The sequence below is a fragment of the Pseudoalteromonas sp. SR44-8 genome (genome assembly GCF_014163635.1).
Taxonomy (GTDB): Bacteria; Pseudomonadota; Gammaproteobacteria; order Enterobacterales; family Alteromonadaceae; genus Pseudoalteromonas; species Pseudoalteromonas rhizosphaerae.
The window spans coordinates 46,988-69,164 of the sequence record NZ_JACJDS010000010.1 but is presented as its reverse complement, the minus strand read 5'-3'; the positions used below and the strand labels follow the sequence as shown (position 1 = coordinate 69,164).

2 protein-coding genes are annotated in these 22,177 nt (G+C 42.3%); both read right to left on the bottom strand.

Going from position 1 to position 22,177, the window contains the following annotated elements:
* Positions 1-37 precede the first annotated feature (37 nt).
* Positions 38-12,199: a non-ribosomal peptide synthetase gene (locus H5183_RS06685; protein ID WP_182731268.1), complete on the bottom strand. Its 12,162-nt coding sequence runs from the start codon at positions 12,197-12,199 to the stop codon at positions 38-40.
* Positions 12,199-22,176: a non-ribosomal peptide synthetase gene (locus H5183_RS06680; RefSeq protein WP_182731267.1), complete on the bottom strand. Its 9,978-nt coding sequence runs from the start codon at positions 22,174-22,176 to the stop codon at positions 12,199-12,201. Before H5183_RS06680 ends, H5183_RS06685 begins: the two co-directional genes overlap by 1 nt.
* Position 22,177: the final 1 nt, after the last annotated feature.

Below are 22,177 nucleotides of genomic sequence, written 5' to 3'. Positions count from 1 at the left end.
GGTAGAGGTTTACTGTAGAACATTTTTCACCCACTTGTTAATAAAGTGTATATTTACTTGCAATTTGTTCAACGATTGCAGCAACAAACTGATGCTGTAAGATTGACAGATGATTACCTGTGATCTCTATTGCCGAAAGTTCAGGGTTAACTACTCGCCAGCCCATATCATCAGCAAGCAATTGGCCTGCAAACTCTTTGGTATCGTGTGCTTTTATAACCATAAGCGGCACCTCAAGTAACTCTCTATTTATTTCTACCTTTGCTTGTAACTGCGCTTTATATACGCATTGCAGTGTTAGCAATTGACGAGCACTGAACTGGTAGCCCGCAGCGGCTAAATGCTTACTTAACCACTTTGTTTGTTGTTCATCAGCAAGCGTGCAATATAACTGCTGCTCATCGTCAGTTAAGTTCAATTGAAAAAATTCACTCAGGTTCGCTATTAGTAACGCTGCTATTTGCCTGTCTTGCAGTTCTAGCACAGCTGAATTAGGCATAGGCGTATCAATTACTAGCAGTGAGGCTGGAGCTTTATTGCGCAGTACTAATTGCTGCGCCATTTGATGAATAACAAAGCTTCCAAATGAATGACCAACCAAGTGAATATTAGCGTCTATCCCCTGCTCAATTAATGCGTTGCAGTAATGGTGTGCGGTCAGTGACAATGAATTAATAATATCTGGCTCTAAAGCGATCAGATCTGGCTGCAAACCATAAACAGGAATACGTTGATCTAGTTGATTAACCAATGCCTGATAGATCATCAGTAACCCTCCCGCACCGGCGACTAAAATCACCGGCTGAAACCCTTGTTCACCGGCCTGTAAACAGACTAAAGTTGTAGGCTGAAAATCAGCAGCGTGGCTTTTTTGTAATTGCTCAATTGCCTCAGCTAAAGCGTTTACAGTACGGTGGCGAAATAACATATCAATAGATACCGTTAACTGCATCTGATAGCTCAATTGTGATACCAAGCGCATTGCCAGTAATGAATGACCACCCAGCATAAAGAAATCATCGTTGATCCCCACTTGCTCTATGTTTAACAACTGACTAAATTGTTCAACCAATAATTTATGCAATAGCGTGATCGGCGCACTATATGAAAAGTCATTACGACTACTCAATTGTTGCGCTGTTTTACTAAGCTGTTTTCGATCAATTTTGCCATTATTTGTACAGGGTAAGCTGTCAACAAATTGAACATTTTGTGGCACCATATACTCGGGCAACACACCAACTAAAGCACGAATTAGTTGCTCACTGGCTCGCTCTAGCTCACCCACATCAACAAATGCAACTAGCTGCTCATTGCCACTTTTATCTTTACGAACCACTACAGCACAGGCGTTTATTTGTGGCAACGCAAGTAAATGACGTTCTATTTCGGGTAACTCAACACGATAGCCGCGAATTTTAACTTGTTCATCTAAACGCCCTAAGAACATTACTTCTTGGGTATTTGTACAACGCACTTTATCACCCGTTTTATATAACCTAACGCCGCTTTTTGGTTCAATAATAAATGCAGCAGCCGTTTTCTTTACATCGTTAAGGTAACCCCTTGCTAACCCTTTTCCACTGAGGTACAGCTGCCCACTAACATAATAGGGAACCGCTCTTAAGTATTTATCTAGAATGTGTAATTGTAGCCCTGCCACTGGTTGGCCAATCGGTACTTCAGAACCTGTATAATCAGTTACCTCAATTAATGTTGCAGAAATAGTTGCTTCTGTTGGTCCATAAGCATTAATCAAAATAATATTATCACTGTAATAAGCTTGCCATTGCTGCAACATTGCGGCTTGCATTTGCTCTCCACCAATTGTGATAATGCGTAACTGATCGGCAAGTGTTACTGGTGCTGCAGCTAATTGATGCCAATAGGCTGTAGGTAAACTCATTAAGGTCAATTGACTATATTGCGATAGTTTAGCTAAATACTGGGTATCGAGTAATTTTTGTTGATCGGCCATCACTAAAGTTGCACCGCTTAGCAAAGTACAAAAAACCTCCTCTGCAAATACATCAAAGCTGCAACTTGCAAACTGTAAGTAATTATCTTGCGAAGTGATCGCATAATTTTTTTGTAAGCACTGCACATAGTTAATAACACTGTGTTGCTCAACCATAACGCCTTTTGGCACCCCTGTTGTACCTGAGGTATAGATCACATAGCATAAATCATGCGGTGTGTAAGTTACTGTTGGGCTGTAATTAGGTTGTAAAGCAAGTGCCGCAGCACAAGTATGAAGATCGATGTTAAGTGTTGGCGGTAATGCGCCCTGCCAGTCTTGTTCGCACGTTAGCAATACTGCAAGCTCTGCATCAGCGGCCATAAACTGCCGCCTTTTTAATGGTAAACTAGGTGCAATCGGTACATAAGCCGCACCGATCTTTAAACTCGCTAAAATAGCGACAATCAAATCACAACCTGGGCTCAAACAGATCCCTATGGTCAAAGCTCTGTCAGAGCCTAGCGTATGTGTGAGTAAGTAATTAGCCAGTCTGTTAGCGGCTGCATCCAACTCATTATAACTCATTGTTTTAACTGGTAGGTTATTGTCATCATTATAATATTTCAACGCTGTTGACTCACCATAACTTGCTACAATTTGTGTAAATCGTTGTTGTAATGTTGTTGCTATATCCCAGCTTACATCTGCCACTTGATTAGCTGATAAACTAAACTCAGCTACCTTATCTATACCTGTTGTAAATCGATGATCGACTAAATCAATTGCTAAGCTAGACAATGGTTGCTCAGGTGCCATTACAAACGCTTGTAATAACTGCTGCAACATAGCCAAGCAATGACTGGCAAGCGGATCATTAAATAGTGCGCTTTGATAACTCAAGGTCAATGAGAGTTGCTCAGCTTGGCCAACAACTAAAGTCATTGGATAATGAGTGAGATCTTTACTGTCATTCGCTAACACCTTAAATGGCATATTTGCAATTTCAGCCAATGGATCTGTCGGGAAATTTTCAAATACATACAAAGCATCAAACAATGGACTGCCATTAGCAATATTACTGTAGTTATGTACTTGGGTTAATGGAGTATGTGCATAATCAGATACAGCTAATAAGCTTTGCTTAACTGACTTTAAATACGCTAACACCGACTGCTCACCCGATGTGGTTAACAACACAGCTTGGGTATTAATGTATAAACCAACCCGTTGCTCAACGTTAGTAAGTTGGCTAGGTCGCCCAGATACTGTTTGCCCAAATAAGGCGTAATCTGAATTGCAACAAACACTCAGCCAATAACCCCAGGCACCTTGCAGTAAATGATTAACTGTTAAACCCTGTTGACGAGCAAACTCAACCAATTGTGAACACAATTCAGGCTCAAGCACTAAGGTTTGCTCAGACACCGTGTTGATATCATCGCTTTGCTTGCGCTGCGCAATATGCTCAACCAATAATGTTGCCTGATCTATATTGGCTAGATAACCTTGCCAAAATTGTTGCTCGGTTGTTTTATCTTGTTGCTGTAGATACTTAATATAGTCGCTATAGTTATCTTTTTTTAGAGATAAACCATGCCCTGCAAGGCGAGCCTGATAATGCTGTAATAACTCTGAAAACAAAACAGGTAATGACCAGCCATCCATGATCAAATGATGGTATGTCCAAATAAATGCCATTTTTGTATCACTCAGAGCAAGCAAACGTAATCGCATACAAGGCGCCGCAGCTAGATCAATACCTTGTTGATATTCCTGATCTGCAATAGCAGTAATATAGGCTTGCTCATCTAGTAGTGATTGTTGTTGCTGCTGCATAATTGCTTCAGTTACCAAGTCAACCTGCAATGGTACATGGTATTTATCAACCACGATTTGCACCGGTCCCACTGGGCTTGCTACGAACGCAGTACGTAATATGCTATGTGTATCAAGTAGCTGGTGCCATGCATACTCGAAAGCTTCGATGTCAAATGCCCCCTCAAGTAACAGTGTCGTTTGTTCATAATAAGCACTATGTTGTGATACTTCACCAGTTCGTTGACTGTGAAACCACATACCTTCTTGCAGTGCACTTAGCGGGTAAATATCAACAATGGCTGATTGCTTAAAAGGGGCTAATAAATGCTGTAACTGATGATTTGCCATCGTTGGCAAGAGTGGAAAATCACTTACCGTATGGCGCTTAATGTCGTCTTGTATGCAATGTTCAAGCACCGTCATAATACTTGCTTGATAATGCGTCATAAATGAAGCGACATCGGCTTCAGCTATACGGGCACCATCATACTCCACATGCATCGACAATTGCTCATTGACTATTGCTGCTGTTAATTGCAGACCATAGTAGGCGTGATTATGTTGGCTATGCAAACTGCCCGCGGATTCTGGCGCATCATCTAATAAACCATTATGTTGCAGCGCACTATCTAGCTGGCCTAAATAATTAAAAAATAGATGATTCTCCGTCGTAATAATCAACGATTGGCGGGTCTTCTCATCTGGATGATAATAACGTAAGGCTCCATATCGACTAGCTTTAGTCGATAAATTGGCTAATTGCTCTTTCATATCACAGATCAAATCGGCAATATTTTGCGTATTGCTAAATAATCGAAATGGATACATAGCAGTAAGCCAGCCAAGCGTTCGAGTACTATCAAGTTGATTATTAAGTAACTCTCGGCCATGTCCTTCAAGGATAATAAGATGATCGTCCAAGTCATAATGCCTAACTGCAGACCATTGTAACGCGGCCAACAGTAGCGTTTGGATACTGGTATTATAAGGTCTATTTGCTGTCGTCAAGAGCTGCTGCGTAGCTGCACATGGGAGCGTTAATGTATGTTGTTGCAGTTGTTTTTTGATTGGCTCTTGCTGCCTTACAAAACGAAAAAAGCTGGGCTTAGTCGCCACAGCAACCAATGCTTGCCAGTGTTTTAAATCATATTCATCTTTACCTTGCGCAATTAAAAATTGACTAATGTCATATAAATTAGCAGTACGAGAAGCAAAACAAATATTCTGCTGTAATTTTGCAGCTGACAACGCTTGGTTAATATCTTCAAGCAAAATGCGCCAAGATACACCATCAATTAATAAGTGATGGGCGATGATCAGCAAGCGGTTATCACTTTGCTGAGCTGAGGTTTTTATATGGCAGATTTGCAACAATGCAGTGCCATCAAAGCGAAAAGCTCCTTGTTGCACTTCACACACTTTCTCTAATGCTTGAGACCAATCATCATTGTGCTCAGCTAGATCAATAAAATGGCAAACGTGATCTACACTAAGATGCTGTTTTATAAAAAATTGCTTTTGCAGGCCTTTATCATCAACGACTAACCGCAAACTATCATGGTGCGCTAATAAAGCGCATGTTAACTCTTTAATATGTTGCACAGTCACTGTTTTATCAACACTGAGTAAGAGTGACTGGTTCCAATGATCAGCTGCTACAAATTGTTGTTCAAAAAACCAATGTTGAATGGGAAGTAATGGCAATGCGCCTGAAAAGCTTTGCTGTGGCTCAACCTGTTTCCGTTGTGGCTGTTTGTGTACCAATTGCTCAGCTAGCACTGCAACGGTACTAAAGTTAAAAATATCAGCTACTGACAAACTAATATTTTGCGCTCTTGCCCGACTGGCAATTTGAATACTGAGAATTGAGTCCCCTCCCGCCGCAAAAAAATCATCATCAACTTGCAGCATCGGCTGATTTAATACTTGTCGATACAAAGTGAGTAGTAAGCTGCTTAATCCGCTTGCTTGTTGTGCTGCAGGTCCTTGATTTAATTGCTGTGTAACAATTTGTTCGCTTGGTGTGCGTAGGTGTTTATGTAATTGCAGATGATCTATTTTGCCATGTGCCGTCAGGGGAATTTCATCTACGTGAATAAGCTCACTCGGTATCATGTGATCCGGTAACTTAACTTTAAGACTTGCTATACTTTGGCGCTTAAATTGCGCTTGGAGCGAATCACTTATCTGTGGCGTGACAATAAAAGCCAACAGCTGCTTATGGCCTTCAGCCAATTCACTCACGCTAACAACACAATCCGTTACGCCAGCAATAGCACGTAAGTGATACTCAATTTCAGACAGTTCAATACGGTAACCGCGTAATTTAACTTGTGCATCATTGCGGCCAATGTAGGCAATACGACCGTTATTTAATTGCCTAACTAAATCACCAGTTTTATAGGCTCGCAGTTGTTGCTCTGCAACTGTCGTTAAGTAAATAAAACGCTGTGCTGTAAGCTCTGGACGGTTCAAATAGCCTCGCGCTAATCCTGCACCAGCTATATATAATTCACCAATCATGCCAGACACAACCGGCTGCCCCTGCTGATCAACAATTAATAACTCTACATTATCAATCGCATAGCCTATATCTGGAGCCATGCCCAGCTCTTCCGTTGTTTTACCAACCTCAGCCGAGGTGGCAACAACTGAGGTCTCTGTAGGGCCATAATTATTAATAATACAATACGGTTTTGCAGCTGAGGGGCATGTTTTTAACTTGTCGCCGCCAACCAGTAAATAACGCAAAGTAACAGGCGTAAAAGCGTGATCTGCCAACATTATTTCAGCGATTGGGGTGGCTAAAAAGCAATGACTCACATGATGTTCATCAAGTAGTTGCGCTAATTTTTGCGGGTTATCTAAACTTTCTCGCGGCACAATTACCAGCTTTGCTCCGGCGCTTAAATAAGGCCAGATCTCCCAGCTTGCAGCGTCAAACGCGATATTTGCTGTTTGACTGGCAATACTTGATTTATCAACAGCAAATGCGCGTTGATGCCAACGGCATAAATTGCTCAGCCCTTGGTGGGGGATCATTACCCCTTTAGGGTTACCCGTTGTGCCTGAGGTATAAATGACATACGCTAATTGCGCCGCCTCTATTTTGGGTAATTGCACTTGACTTAGTGTATTACATGCAAGGTTTAAAGTGTGCTTAAATTGCTCATTATCAAGGTAAATAAGCTGGCTGTTCGCACCACAATTATCTTCTAACAGCGCTGCAAATGCAGTGTGAGTGATAAGCCACTGCGCACCACAATCATTAATAATATAAGCAATTCTAGATGCTGGATAATTCGGATCAACAGGAACATAACAGCCACCCGCTCTCATAATCGCTAGCAATGAAACTATTAAGTCAATGCCGCTTTGCATGCTTACAACAACAGGCTGTTCAGCTTGTAAGCCTTGCTGTATCAAGTATTTTGCCAATAATTCACTACGCTGATGAATTTGCTGATAACTCGCAAATTGCCCTGAGGCTGCCTCAATAATGCCAGTGTCAGTTTTAGCATGCTGTTCGGCTACAGCAGTAAATGCATCTATGACGGTTGCAACTGCCTTATTTAGCCGTTGCTCACCTTTGAGCACGCAGTTATGCAGCTGTTTATCTGTCAACATTGTAGCTGACTGTATAGCAACCTGCGGATCGGCTGTGAATGACCTAATTAAAGTGCATAATGCCGTAGCCATGGTTTGAATTGTTTGTGGGGTAAATAACGCCGTGTTATAAGCCCAGCTAAAGCGTAACTCATCGTCATCTTCACTGCATGCCAGCTCAATATCAAATTTTACTTGCGGTGGCTGCTCATCAATCGCTGTAACCTGTATATTAGGTAATTTAAACTGTGTATTTAACCTTGGGTTTAACGAAAATGTAAGCTGAAAAACACTCTGTTGACTCATGCCACGCGGTAACTGCAAAGCATCAACAATTTTTTCAAATGGCATGGCTTGATGCTGACCAACGGCAACAATTAATTGTTTTTGCTGTGCGAGTAGCCCTTCAAAACACATATCTTCGCGCAATTGACAACGGATCGGCAGTGTATTAATAAAGAATCCAATTAAGGGAGTTAGTTGCGTTTGTGAACGCCCTGAAAATGGCGCACCAATCACAACATCATCACACTGACTATACCTAGCTACAAATGCGGCATAAGCACTATGCAGCCACATAAATAAGCTCACATCAAACTGCTGGCATTGCCTGTGGATCGCCGAAACCGTGGTTTTATCTAGCTGTATTTGATAGCTCGCACCAGCGGACGTAAGCTGCTTAGGACGTATTTTATCCAGCGGTATTTGATGTATCGGTGGGGCATCTTGTAACTGTTGTAACCAAAATGCTTGGTGTTTATCTAACTGCTGCTGGTGTAACTGACTACGCTGCCAATGAGCATAATCCCCGTATTGAATTGATAAAGGTTGCGCAAGCTGTTCAGGCAACCGAGTTTGACTCGTAAAGCTTTGATAAAACGCTTCAAATTCACTCGCTAATATTGCTAAAGAATGTGCATCAGAGGCAATATGATGCATATTTACCCGTAACTTCCAATGCTTTGCATGCAGCTTAACTAAAATAATACGCAGCGGTAACTGGCACCTTAAATCAAAGGCTGTTTGGCTGTCATCGCGCAGCGTTTTTAACCACAGTCGTTGCTGTTGCTCATCGTTAAGTTCACTGGCATCTATGATCTTTAACACCGATGGAAATGTGTCTTGGACCACTTGCTGAGGTAAGTTTGCTTTACCGACTGTGATAAACGTACGCAACACTTCATGACGCTGCACGATAGCGTCACACACGCGTTGAAATGTATCAACATCAAGCAAACCATGCAGTTCAAAATTAGCTGGCATATGATATTGCACGTTTCCCGGCTGCAATTGATCTATGGTCCATAATCGTTGTTGAGCAAAAGATACCGGTAATTGCGTTACTGATTGCACTTTCGGGATAACTGCTGATGCTACAGTGTAATTGGCAGCTTTATTGCGCGCAGCCGCTAACGCGAGTGTGTGGACCTGCGGCGCGTAAAACAGATCAGCTAAAGTAATCGACAACTGAGCGTGTTGCGCTAAGTGACTGACTAATTGGCTAGCTAATAATGAATGCCCACCCAATTCAAAAAAGTGCCCTTGCCTACCCACGTTTGAAACCTTTAATATCGCCTCAAATGCCGCAGCGATTGCTTGTTCGTCATCCGATCCTGGAGGCTCATCTGCAGTTGCTTTAAGCTGTAATTGATCCAGCGCTAAGAGTGCTTTTTTATCAATTTTACCGTTCACCGTTAATGGCATCTGCAGCACAGCAATAACATTCGTTGGCAGCATAAATTCGGGTAATGTGGTGCGTAAAAACTGTTGTACTTCGCTTGTGAGTGCAGCAAATACGGCATCACTTTTGACGATAACAAATGCTGTGATCCGTGGATTAGTCGGCTGTTGAGTATTCAGTAACACTGTTGCGCTACTCAGCTTAGGGTGGCCACGTAACTGGTTTTCTATTTCACCCAGTTCAATACGGTAACCGCGTACTTTAACTTGGTCGTCAATACGGCCCATATAACTCAATTCGCCAGTTGCTAACTGACGTACTAAATCACCCGTTTTATATAGTTTTTTAGCTGCGTTAGCTGAAGAAAATGTATCTGCCACAAAGCGCTCAACGTTGAGCTCATCACGGCGCCAATACCCCCTGCAAACCCCATCCCCACCTACATATAACTCACCAACTGCGCCAACAGGTAGTAACTGACGAAACTTATCCAAAACGTAGCAACTGGTCGTTGGTATTGGCCGACCAATATTGTTTGCACCAGATACCAGATCTGCGTCATGTAAACGCTTGAAAGTCACATGAACCGTTGTTTCAGTAATGCCATACATATTGATCAGTTGGCAGTCGCTAAAGCGTTTTGCCCAAGGGGTCAACTTAACGGGCTGTAATGCTTCGCCACCAAAAATGACGTATCTAATTTTGCTCTGCTGTATACGCTGCGAAGGCTTGGTTAACATTGCTGTTTGTAGCGCATAAAAAGCACTGGGGGTTTGATTTAGCACGCTGACGTGTTGATCGAGTAATAAATTTGCAAATGCATCACTGTCTTTTGCGGTATCTGCATCCACAATAACTAAGCGTCCACCAAAAAGTAACGCGCCGTACATTTCCCACACCGAAAAATCAAAACAAAATGAATGAAACAGAGTCCATACATCATGCTCATTAAAATCAAATAAACTCGGCTGTACACACAATAATCGGATCACTTGGCGGTGTTCAATTTGCACGCCTTTAGGCCGTCCAGTAGTGCCAGAGGTGTAAATCATATACGCTAAGTGGGATGGACAAATAGCTAACTCGAGGTTTTGTGTATCACTAATCTGATTAATAGCTGTGTAGATCGCGCAATCATCAATATTTATGCACGTTAAGTTATGCTGCGAAAACAACCCGAGACTACTGTTATCACACAACACTAAGTTACTCTGGACATCGTCTACAATATAACTGATCCGATCGCGAGGATAATTGGGATCAATAGGCACATAAGCAGCGCCAGCTTTTAGCACCGCTAATAACGTCACCACTAAATTAACATTGCGGGTTACGCTCACTGGCAGCATATCTTGCGCTTCAACACCCTGACTTAATAATACTCTGGCGAGTAGATTTGCCCGTTCATTAAGCTGTTTATAAGTGAGTGCTTCGTGCTCATCGACTAGCGCCAACTGGTCAGCAAGCCTGATTGCTTGTTGTTCAAATACACTCACTATACTGGCGCTTTGATCCCAACTTGTACTATCCGCTTGCTGCGATGTGGCAGCGTCAGTTAATGCCTGTAGCTGCTGTTCATCAAGCAATGCCAATTTTGATATTTGGGTATCCGGTGCAGCAACAATGTTTGCTAATAATACGGCAAAACTATCTGCCCAGTGAGTAATTGTCGCAAGCTCATAAAGTGCTTCATCAAACTTCCAAGTAACTGTTAAACCTTGGTTGTCGATAACTGCATTAAGCTCCAAATCACATTTTACTGCGCTGTGGTGCTCTCGCGCTTCACTGCGAGCCTCAGCTATTTCAACACCCGGTAACTGAAAGATTGGTTGCTCATCAACAGTTAAAGTGAAGAAAATTTGTACTAAAGGATGATGACTTAAATCGCGTTGACAATTGAGCCCTTCAACCAGTTTATCAAATGGCATATTGCGATATTCAAACGACTGTAAAATACGTTCTTTTTGTTGCTGCAACCATGCATTAAAAGTTAATTCATCCGGCAATACGGCATGCATAACTAAGGTATTAACAAACAAACCGATTAAATCGTTTAGCTGTGGATGCTCACGGCCCTGAGTTGGCGTGCCGATCAGTACCTGTTCCGTTTGTTTAATACGGCCAATAAATAACATAAAACTACTTAACAACCACATAAATGGTGTGACTGATTGACTCGCCGCATGTTGTTGTATTTTTTCAACTAACGAGCGACTTAACTGTTGCCGATAAACTAAACCAGACTGCTTTTGAACGCTCGATCTAACTTTATCCGTTGGTAGTGATTGCAACGGTTCAAGATCGCCAAGTGTTGTACGCCAATAATTAATTGCTGCTGTAAAGTACTCTGCTGTTAAGGTATTTCGTTGCCACGCAGCGTAATCAGCATATTGAATTGGTAACGAGTCTAATTCGACATTACCTTGCAGTAGTTGCGTATAAATGGTTTGTAATTCTTGAGCAAATATTTGCATTGACGCGCCATCACTAACAATATGATGCATATTAAATGCTAAATAATGTTGCTCATTATCGGATACCAATAGCACTCGTATTAATACATCTCGACTCAAATCAAATGGCTGAGCTTGATGTTGTATCAGCGCCGCTTTTATTTGGCTTTGTCGCTGTGTAACTGGGAATGTTGATGCATCCAGCCACTGAAAAGGCGTTATAAAGGTGTCTGTTACTTGCACATACGGTATACCTTGCGGATCAGTTATAAACTGACTGCGTAATATTTCATGGCGACCAACAATGTGTTTGATTGCCGCGCGTAACAACGGCACATCTATATGGCCTTTTAGAGTAAACTCAGCAGGCATATAATATTGTTGGCTGCCTTGTAACTGCTCAATAAACCATAAGCCTTGTTGAGCAAAGCTCAAAGGCAAACACCTATCTCGCTCAGCGATGGCAATTACGTCCATATTACTTTGCAACGTAACCACTGACTGTTGTTGCTGAAAATAGCGGATAATCGCCGCTTTATGCTCAATGATCCGAGCTTTAAGTTCACTTGGAAAACCGTTACTTTGTTTAAATGCTAAAGCACCTTGTTTTTCATACAAAGTAACACCTGCTCGTAAAGCATCTGCGATTAACTCTTCAATTTCTAGCAGTTGATTTTCCATCACAAAAACATCTCTTCTGAGTTATCATTTTCACTCATGGCGTTATTAGCGGCTTGATGAATGGCGTACCAGCTAGCAATAGCCGCAATTGTCGGCCTTTCAAACAGAACTCTCACTGGAATATCAGCCTGTAACCGCGCCTTGAGCAACGCCATACATTGTGTTGCCAATAATGAATGCCCCCCGAGCGCAAAAAAGTTATCGGTGATGCCAACAGAGTCAACTTGTAACTGCTCTGCAAAGATATCGACCAAGGCTGCCTCAAAGTCATTACGCGGCGGCACATTTTCAGTTGCTACTGCGACTGATTGTCCCCATTGAAGCAGTTGTTTACTGTCAACTTTTGCGTTAGATGTCAGGGGAATAGCACTTATCGCATGCCATTTTGTTGGCATCATATAAGCAGGTAAATAGTTCGTAAGGTAGTTGCTAAGCATAGCCTGTTGCTGTGCGCCTAAGAGTGTTATTTGCTGCTCTTGCCCAAACGCTTTAATCAATGAGTTATTTGGCGTAAGCACTAAGTAAGCCTCAAGGTTTTCAGTGTCTTTATTTAATATTACACATGCCTCACTAATCTCTTTATGCTGGACTAACTGTGCTGTAATTTCGCCCGGCTCAATGCGATAACCGCGCAACTTAATTTGTTCATCGACTCGTGCACAAAATAGCAGATGTTCTGGTTGGCCATGTTTATCAAGCAACCAACGCACTTTATCCCCAGTACGATAAAATCGCTGCACAGTTTGCTGATGCCCAAAAGGTAACCACACAAAACTTTGCGCCGTTAAACTCGCTTGATTTAAATACCCTTGAGCAACATTGTCACCAGCAATATAAAGCTCGCCAATGGCACCCATTGCGGTTAATTGCTGATGTTCATCTAATATCACCAACTGACTATCTGCAATCGCCCGACCAATTGGCACTTGGGCCATTTTACGCCGTTCAAGCTCGCTAATTTGCTTAAGCTCGCAATGATAAACACTGCAACCTACCGTCGCTTCAGTTGGGCCGTACTCATTCACCCACTGGCAATTAGGCAAATACTGAGTTAACGATTTGAGCAACTGAGTGGGTAATGCTTCACCACCAATGACAACCACATGTGCAGTTGCTACTGCAGCAGCTGGAGCAAACGCAAGTAAGCCTTGTAAATGGGCAGGAGTAACTTTAAATAAGCAGGCTTGAGAGCTGAATATCTGCTTTGCAAGCTGCTCAAGCATCTGCTCATCATCAGCAAGTAGTGTAATATTGATACCCATTAGTAATGGTGCCCACAACGAAGTGACCGTAGCATCAAATGCCAATGGCGTACTCACCACACTGGTTGTTAACGCAGCTGATAGATACTCACACTGCGCATGTGCTAAGTAACAAGCTAAATTACCATGGCTGATCATCACCCCTTTTGGGGTGCCTGTGGTTCCTGATGTATAAATAATATATGCAAGATCATCCGCCGAATATGACGCAGGCAGTGCACTTTTCGAACCATTGAGTGAGCCATACTGCCAACTGTTTGGCTCATCAAGCAATACACATAATGGCGCAATAAGACTCCCGAGCTCATCCGTTAGATGCTGTTTAGCAAACGCTGACTGTGTGATCAAACACTGTGCTTTACTGTCATCGATAATAAATTGCACTCTGGATACTGGTAATTTTGGATCAATCGGCACATAGGCACTGCCGGTTTTTAAAATCGCTAACATGGCGACCAGCATTTGTGCCGTTGCGCTAACACATAAAGCAACTTTACTTCCGGCGGTTATCCCTTGTTCTTGTAAATAATTGGCTAACAGCTGTGACTGAGTCTGTAATTCAACATAACTCAACACTTCACCATCAGGGCCAACGACCGCATTACGTGTTGGATATTGTTCAGCTTGACGTGCGATTTGCGTGACAAGGTTAAGTGGCTGAGTTTGCCTTGCATAGGGTGGCGAAGATAAATTAAGCAGCACATTTTCTTTGGTTGCTGACACTACAGGTAATAGCTGCAACTTCATAAGAGGGTCACTTAGTATCGCATCAATCAATACCTCGAATGCTGCTGCATATTCAGTAATACTACTGGCATTAAATAATATCTCACTAAAATTCCACTGCAGCTCAATGCCATCGCCTTGCTCAATTGCATTGACCTCTAAATCAAATTTCATTTTTGGTGCTGCGTGTGGCTGCATTTCAATATGTAAACCTGGCAGTGAAAAATCACTCGTTTCATTGTTTTGCAGTGCAAATAAAATTTGAAATAAAGGATGATGTGCTAAGTTTCGCTCAGGCTGCAGTACTTCAACTAATTGTTCAAATGGCACTTGTTGATGTTTAAAAGCATCTAAAATCACCTGTTTTTGCTGCATTAATAACTGCGTGAAGTTTTGCTGTCCTTCACTGCGGGTGCGGATCACTAAGGTATTAACAAAAAAACCAATTAGATTAGCTATTTGTGGCTGTTCACGACCAGCAACTGGAGAGCCAACTAAAATATCCGTCGCTTCACTCAATCGCATCATTAACAAGGAAAAGGTTGTGTGTAACCACATATATAAAGTAACACCGTGTGTGGCACATTGTTGGTGGATAGCTTTAGTCGTTGCAGCGGACAAATGCTGGTTAAAACATTGCCCTTGCAACTGCTGTTGGATTGCTCGAGGCTGCTCTATTGGTAATTGATGAACAAAAGGGGCACCTGTTAACTGAGTACGCCAATAAGAAAGTGATTCATGCAAGGCACTTTCACTGCATACTAAACGCTGCCAATAAGCGAAATCGGCATATTGGATAGCTAATGGTTGCTGTAATAATGCAGGTAAAACAAATCGCGGTTCAGCACTTGCAGCTCGGTAAAAAGCAATAAACTCGCGAACTAAAATTGCCATTGACCAGCCATCGCTTGCAATATGATGCATATTAAAATGTACAAAACTTTGCTCATTGCTAATTTTAGCAACCACCACACGCAGTAAAACGTCGCTTGCCAAATCAAACGCTTTACTACTTGCATGAGACGACAGTGATTGCCATTGGTGATCTTGCTGTTCACGATTAAGCATACTTAAATCGTGCAGCTCAAGTGGGATCTCAAAGTGTTCATTAATACATTGCTCAGGCGCTGAGCCTTGGTCGCGTGTAATAATAACGGTACGCAGCACTTCATGGCGTTCAATAAGTGCATATAACGCGCCCGACAATGCAGTCAGCTCCAACTTCCCCGAAAACACAAAGCTAGCTGGCATATGATATTGCACACTTTCATTATGTACTTGATCAATAAGCCATAATCGTTGCTGTGCATAGGAAAGAGGTAGCGCTTGCTGGCGAGATATTTTCACAATCTCTTGGTGTGGCTGAATTTTTTCACAGTTTTGTAATGCTTGCGCTAACGCTGCAATCGTTGGAGTTTTAAATAATTGCGGTAATGTTATGTCGAGCTGCTTACCTTCACGAATCTTACCAATCAAGCGGATTGCTAATAACGAGTGCCCCCCTAAATCAAAAAAGTTATCGTCTAAACCAATATGTGTAGTGAGTAAAATCTCACTAAACAGCTGTAACAAATATTGCTGTAATGGTGTTTGCGCGTGCTTGCTGTGTGTTGTGCTAGTTGGCTGTAAACAATTAAGTGCGTCAGCTATCAATGTGGCTTTATCAATCTTGCCGTTTTTCGTCAGTGGCATCACAGTAATAGCATAACAGTGTGCGGGGATCATATACGGCGCTAAGTAATGCGATAAATGCGATTTAATGGTGTTAACGGCTAATGGCTTTTCATGTTGATGGTAAACAATATGTGCCGCTAACGTTTGCTGCTTGCTATCAACCGTCACCGCACAATCAGCCACTTCAGGGAGTTCCAGGATCAGCTGCTCAATCGCGGCTAAATCAACTCGAAAACCGCGCAGCTTGATCTGTTGATCCTTACGTCCACAGTATCTTAAATAACAAGCAGCACCTGTTTCATCAGCTTGCCATAACGCTATGTCGCCTGTTCTATAAAAACGCTTGGTCACTTTTCCACCCTGTTGGCTAGGCAGCTGCAAAGTAATAAAGCTGGTATTATTAAGCTCAGTCTGATTAATGTAACCTGGGCTGACAACAGGTCCTGCAATAAGTAATTCACCACGCATATTCACTGCTGCTGGCTGATCAAATTGGTCAACCACTAACAGCGTTACATTATCGTTAGCTAAACCAATTGGGACATCATTATGACGCAGTAAAACCTCATCACTGGTACTGTGATCAATTACAAAAGTACTTGAACCGACTGTAGTTTCTGTTGGTCCATATTCGTTAATCCAACGACACAGTGGTAACTTTGCACGGATCGCCAACAACAATTCAGTTGTGAGTGCTTCACCACCGATCACCAATGTATGGGTAACATTGCTTACACAATAGTGCTGCGATAATGCCAAAATGGCACGTAAATGAGCTGGCGTGAGCTTAAACAGTTTAGCGTCTCTTGCTGTAAAGAGTAGTTCCGTCAGCTGGGTTAACTGTTCACCCCCTTGCGCAATAATTTCCACCACGCCACCTTGCATCAAGGCTGGATATAAAGCCGTGACCGTTGCATCAAACGCCAAAGGCGTACTCAATACGCTGCTACAAAGGGCTGAATTATCGGGCATATAATGCGCAACCGCATGCTGTAAATAAGCCGCTAAATTAGCATGATTTATCATCACCCCTTTCGGCCGTCCGGTCGAACCAGAAGTATAAATAATGTAACTCAAATCATCATCTTTGACATTGAGGCTGAGTTGTTCATCTGGCTGCTCCACCGGGTAGCCGTCGAAGTTAGAATCGTCATCAAGAAGATCATCAACGAGCAAAAAATCTGCGCCACTGTTGATCAGCGTGTCGGCATTCTCACTCAATGCTAAAATCATCATCAACTCAGCATCTTCAACAATATAACTTAACGTTTTTATTGGTGTATCTTGGTGTATCGGCACGTATACATGACGTGCCTTTAAAATAGCGAGTATCGCCACCACCATAGCGGCACCTGATGGCAGCAAAATGGCAATTCGACTTTGCGCAGCAAAATCCATTTCGAGTAAACAATGCGCAAGCTGATTAGCACGTTGTTCAAGCGCGAGGTAACTATAGGTTTGGCCATTACATCTTACTGCGGGGTGTTGCGGGTGCTGCTTTGCAAAATGCGAAAAACACACATGTAAAGGCGATGGTTGGGTATTTTGTATATCAATTGAGTCACTATGAGATAATGCCGCTACGTGCTGGCTCGGGCTCCACAGCATTAACTCTGCGAGCTTGACGCTTTGATCAGCCAAGCATTGCTGCAACACATAACTAAATTGAGCAAAGAATGTCTCTATATTCGCTTGATGCCATAGTGCGGTATCGTATAACCACTCAATTTCTAGCACGTCACCGGTATCTATAACTGAGACTTCTAAGTCAAGTTTAGCGCTACGCACCTTGCTCTGTGAGGCTTTAATTGATAGCCCTGCTAGCTGTAAATTTTCATTTATCGTATTGTTTACTCTAAAGATGACTTGTACTAATGGCGGAATTGCTAAACTGCGTTCGGTGGCTAATTCATCCACTAAGAGATCAAATGGGACCTGTTGATGAAGCAGTGCTTCACTCAACGTTGCTTTTACATCAGCTAATGCTTGGTTAAAGCATGTATCCGCTGACACCGTATTACGTAACACCAGCGTGTTAACAAAGTTGCCAATAATAGGTTCAAGCTCTGCGGCAACTCGCCCTGCAACTGGCGTACCTAGCACACAATCTGATTGCCCAGAAACTCGACTAAACCACAAAGTAAATACAGTTTGTAAGGTTACAAACAAAGTGTCACCTTGGTTTGCAATAAACAATCTTAATTGTTCAGTTAATGCAGGCGACAACACGGTTTTATATAAACCGCCGCCGCTGAGCACATCGTTACCTCGCTCGTACTGTGTAGGTAACTCATGCACTGTAGGTAATTGCGCTAACTGTTGACGCCAGTAGTCAATACTTATTTGCCACTGAGGATCAGCTTGCATACGATGCTGCCAATGTACAAAATCAATATAATTATGCTCTAGAGTTTGCAAATCAGTGGCGTTTGTCATACCAATATGCTGATTATAATTGCTAGCGAGTTCACGGCATATCAAGCCAATAGACCAGCCATCGGCAACAATATGATGAACAGTAACAAGTAACTGATAATGGTGATCGGCTATTTTAATCAAGCTTGCCCGTAACATCAGCTGTGAGGTTAAATCAAATGACTGATTATAATCTTCCACTATCATCTTCTGTAACAGCTGCTGTTGATCTGCTTGTGTGCAAAGGTCTATCTGTTGCAATGAAAAAGCTAAATGGCCGTTAAAATATTGGCATGGCTGCGCATCAGCTGTACTTTTATAGTTATAACTTAGGATCGTATGGCGCTTAATGATATCTTTAAATGCCTGCTGCAATGCCGCCACATCAACATCACCGCGCAGCGTAAACACGCCCTGTAAATTATATTGACGGCTGTGTCCTTGCAGCTGATCAACAAACCAAATACGCCGCTGAGAAAATGACAACGGGTGTTCCCCAGCTAAATCAATATGTGTTAATTGCACCTTTGAGCTAGCTTGTTCACTACAGGTTAAATACTGGGCTAACTCCTCAACGGTTGCATGATTGAAGATGTCTTTAAGTGACAATGAAACGCCAAACTGCTGACGAATTTGGTTAAGTAATCTAATTGCTAGTAAGGAATGCCCACCGATTGCAAAAAAGTCATCTTCTAGACCAACCCTAGCAAAGCCTGTTAACTGTGCAAATAACGCCGCTACTTGCTGCTGCATTAGCGTTTTTGGCGCTACAAAAGTATCGCTGCTGCGTACCATTTGTTGTTGTAAGAATTTACGATCAACTTTGCCATTTTCAAGATAAGGTAATTGCTCTTTCAGCACAAAGAAACTGGGGATCATAGGCTCTGGTAATACACACTTTAAGTCCGTTTTGATCCGTTGTTGTAAGGCCTCAGCAGTTAATTGCTGGCCTTCATTAGATGCCACATAGTACGCAACTAAAGTATCTGCAGAAGCAATTTCGCGACAAATCACAGCACTATTTTTAACCACTGATAAAGCCGTTAACTTTGCCTCGATATCAAGTAAGTCAACTCTAAAGCCTCTGATCTTAGGTTGCTTATCTAAACGCCCTAAATATTCCAGCGCACCGTCTTTGCGCAAACGAACATTATCACCAGAGCAATAATAGCGTTGTTGTCCCTTGGTCGTGTTAATCACAACAAAACTTTTCGCAGTCTGATCCGTTGCACGAATATAGCCTGTTGCTAAACTCTCACCACCAATATAAAGCTGTCCAGGCATGCCCATGGCAACGGGTTCGTGGTGTGCATCTAGTATGGCAAGTTCAACATGCGCAAGCGCACTACCAATAGGATAACTCATCTGCTCAGCAGTTTGATGATCCTCAATTTCATAGGTAGCCACCCCAATGCAGGTTTCTGTCGGCCCATAATGATTGATTAATTTAGCGCTTGGATAGAGCGCCCGAATTTGCGCTACTAATTGCGCTGTTAATGATTCCCCCCCTAACACCCACTGTTGAAGAGGTGCGCGAGGTACTTGACTCGCAGCAATAGTGGCTAATAGTTCAGCAGCAAAGCTGGGAGTGATCTTTAAAAAGTTAATTGCTTGCTCACTGAACGTATCGACAATCGCAACAGGATCACTTTTTACATGTGGTGAAATTAATACCACAGTGCCGCCACTCGCCCATACCGGATATATCCCAGTTAAACAAAGATCGGTCGCAAGCCCTGTAACCACAGCTGACTTGGTATCATTATTCAATTCAAGTCGCTTAGTAATACTTTGAACATAGTGCGCTAATGCAGCATGATTAATTTCAACCCCTTTTGGCGCGCCTGTTGAACCGGAGGTAAATATCACGTACGCGCTGTCATTAAGGTTTAAATTGGGTAAGCCAGTTAAATTAACCGCCGCTTTTGACAGCTGCGCAAAAGGCCATAATGTAATGTGTTGCTCATTTAATACCGTAACTGCTTGCTTTTCGAGCGCTGTATCATCAAATGTTACTAAATATTCACAGCCTGCCTGCTGTAAAATTTCCGCAATACGCGCCACTGGAGTGCCTTGCTCAATCGGTAAGTAAGCACGGCCTGTTTGCAATAGTGCAAACATCGTTAATAAGGCATCGATTGAGCGAGATACCAATAATGCAATGGGTGCTGCAGTTGTTTGTTGATGATGAGTTTGCAAAGCTAAAATATGGCTGGCGAGTGCTGCGCTTTGTTGCACTAATTGTTGATAACTCAAACTTCGTGCGGTTTTTCCATGTTGGTCAGCTTCAATACAAGCTGTTTTTTCAGCACTAAGCTCAGCCTGCTTTATCACCTGTACAGGTAATGCAATCACATCACTGCTGACTTTTTCATGATCTTTTTTACGCCCTAACAACTGGCTGGCATAACACGCAGAGGGTAACTCAACGGTTGCAATAGTTTGTGCTGCGTTATTGCCAAGAGATATAACTAATTCATTAAAATCATTGCTCATTTGCTGAATAACATGGTCATCAAATAGCGCACTGCAATAATCAAAACTAATATCTAAGCCCTGCTCTGATTCACTTACATTCAAGGTTAAATCAAATTTTGCAGTACCGTTATCTAATGGCAATAATTTAGCCGACAATGTTGCGGTTTCCACAGTACCGGTATCTACACCGTTATAATTAAACAGTATTTGAAACAATGCTGAATGTGCTGACGATTTAGCTAAGCCAAGTGTTTCGATAATATCTTCAACTGCCACACTTTGATTTGCTAGCCCTTGCGCCACTAACACTTTAGTTTGCGCTATTAATTGTGCAAAAGAGCTCTGCGGTGACACCATTTGTCGCATAGGTAAGGTATTGATAAAACACCCTATAACATTCTCAAATTCGGGCTGTTCACGATTCAATACAGGCACCGCCACCGTAATATCCTGTTTTTGGCTATAGCGCTGTAATAGTACATAAAACACACTTAACAACCCGACAAACCGAGTAGCACTTAATTGCTGACAGCAACTGTCAAATTCGGTAACCAGCCGTGTCTCGATAACACTGTGCTGGCTCTTGCCTTGATAGGTTTTTTGTTTATCACGAGGATAACTCGTTGGCAGCTCAAATAACTCCATCCCTGTTAGCGCTTGTTGCCAATAACTTAGCTGCTGTTGATATATAGGTGATTGTTTAAACTGACCTTGCCAATGTACATAATCTAAATACTGTAAAGGTTTATATGCAGCCGCATTATTAACGGTATTATTATTATTTGTCAGTATCGCCAATAATTCTTGCACCAAAAGCCGTACAGACCAACCATCGGCAATAATATGATGCATCGCAATGTATAACCATTTACCCTCACCTGAGTGGCCAATTAACGTTGCACGTATCAGTAAATCATTTTCCAGATCAAAGCGGTAACTTAATTCATCGTGTAATTTTTCAACTATTTGTGTGGGTGTTTCATGCCGTGCTATCTCAAGTGCATTCAATGCTAAGCGCAACTGGCTATTAACTCGCTGCACAACACCTTGATCAGTGTTAAAAAATTGCGTTGTTAATATTTGATGGCGAGCCAACAATGTGTCAAATGCCCGCTGTAGTTCATTTATTGTCAATGAATCTGACAGCTGCAACAGACCACACATATTGTATGCAGTTGACTGCTGTTCATATTGATCAATAAACCAAATACGTTGTTGCGCACTTGATAAATCCCCTTGTTGCAGATGATGACGTTGCATATAGGCAATCAGCTCATCCTTACATGCTTTGATCTTTGCCAGTTCTGGTGCTGGGACTGTCGTTAACTTACTTCGTAACTTTAACCGCCCATCTTGCAAATAAACGAAGATACCTTGTGCGTCCAATTCGGCCAGTAAAGTTTTAATTGCTACATTATCCATG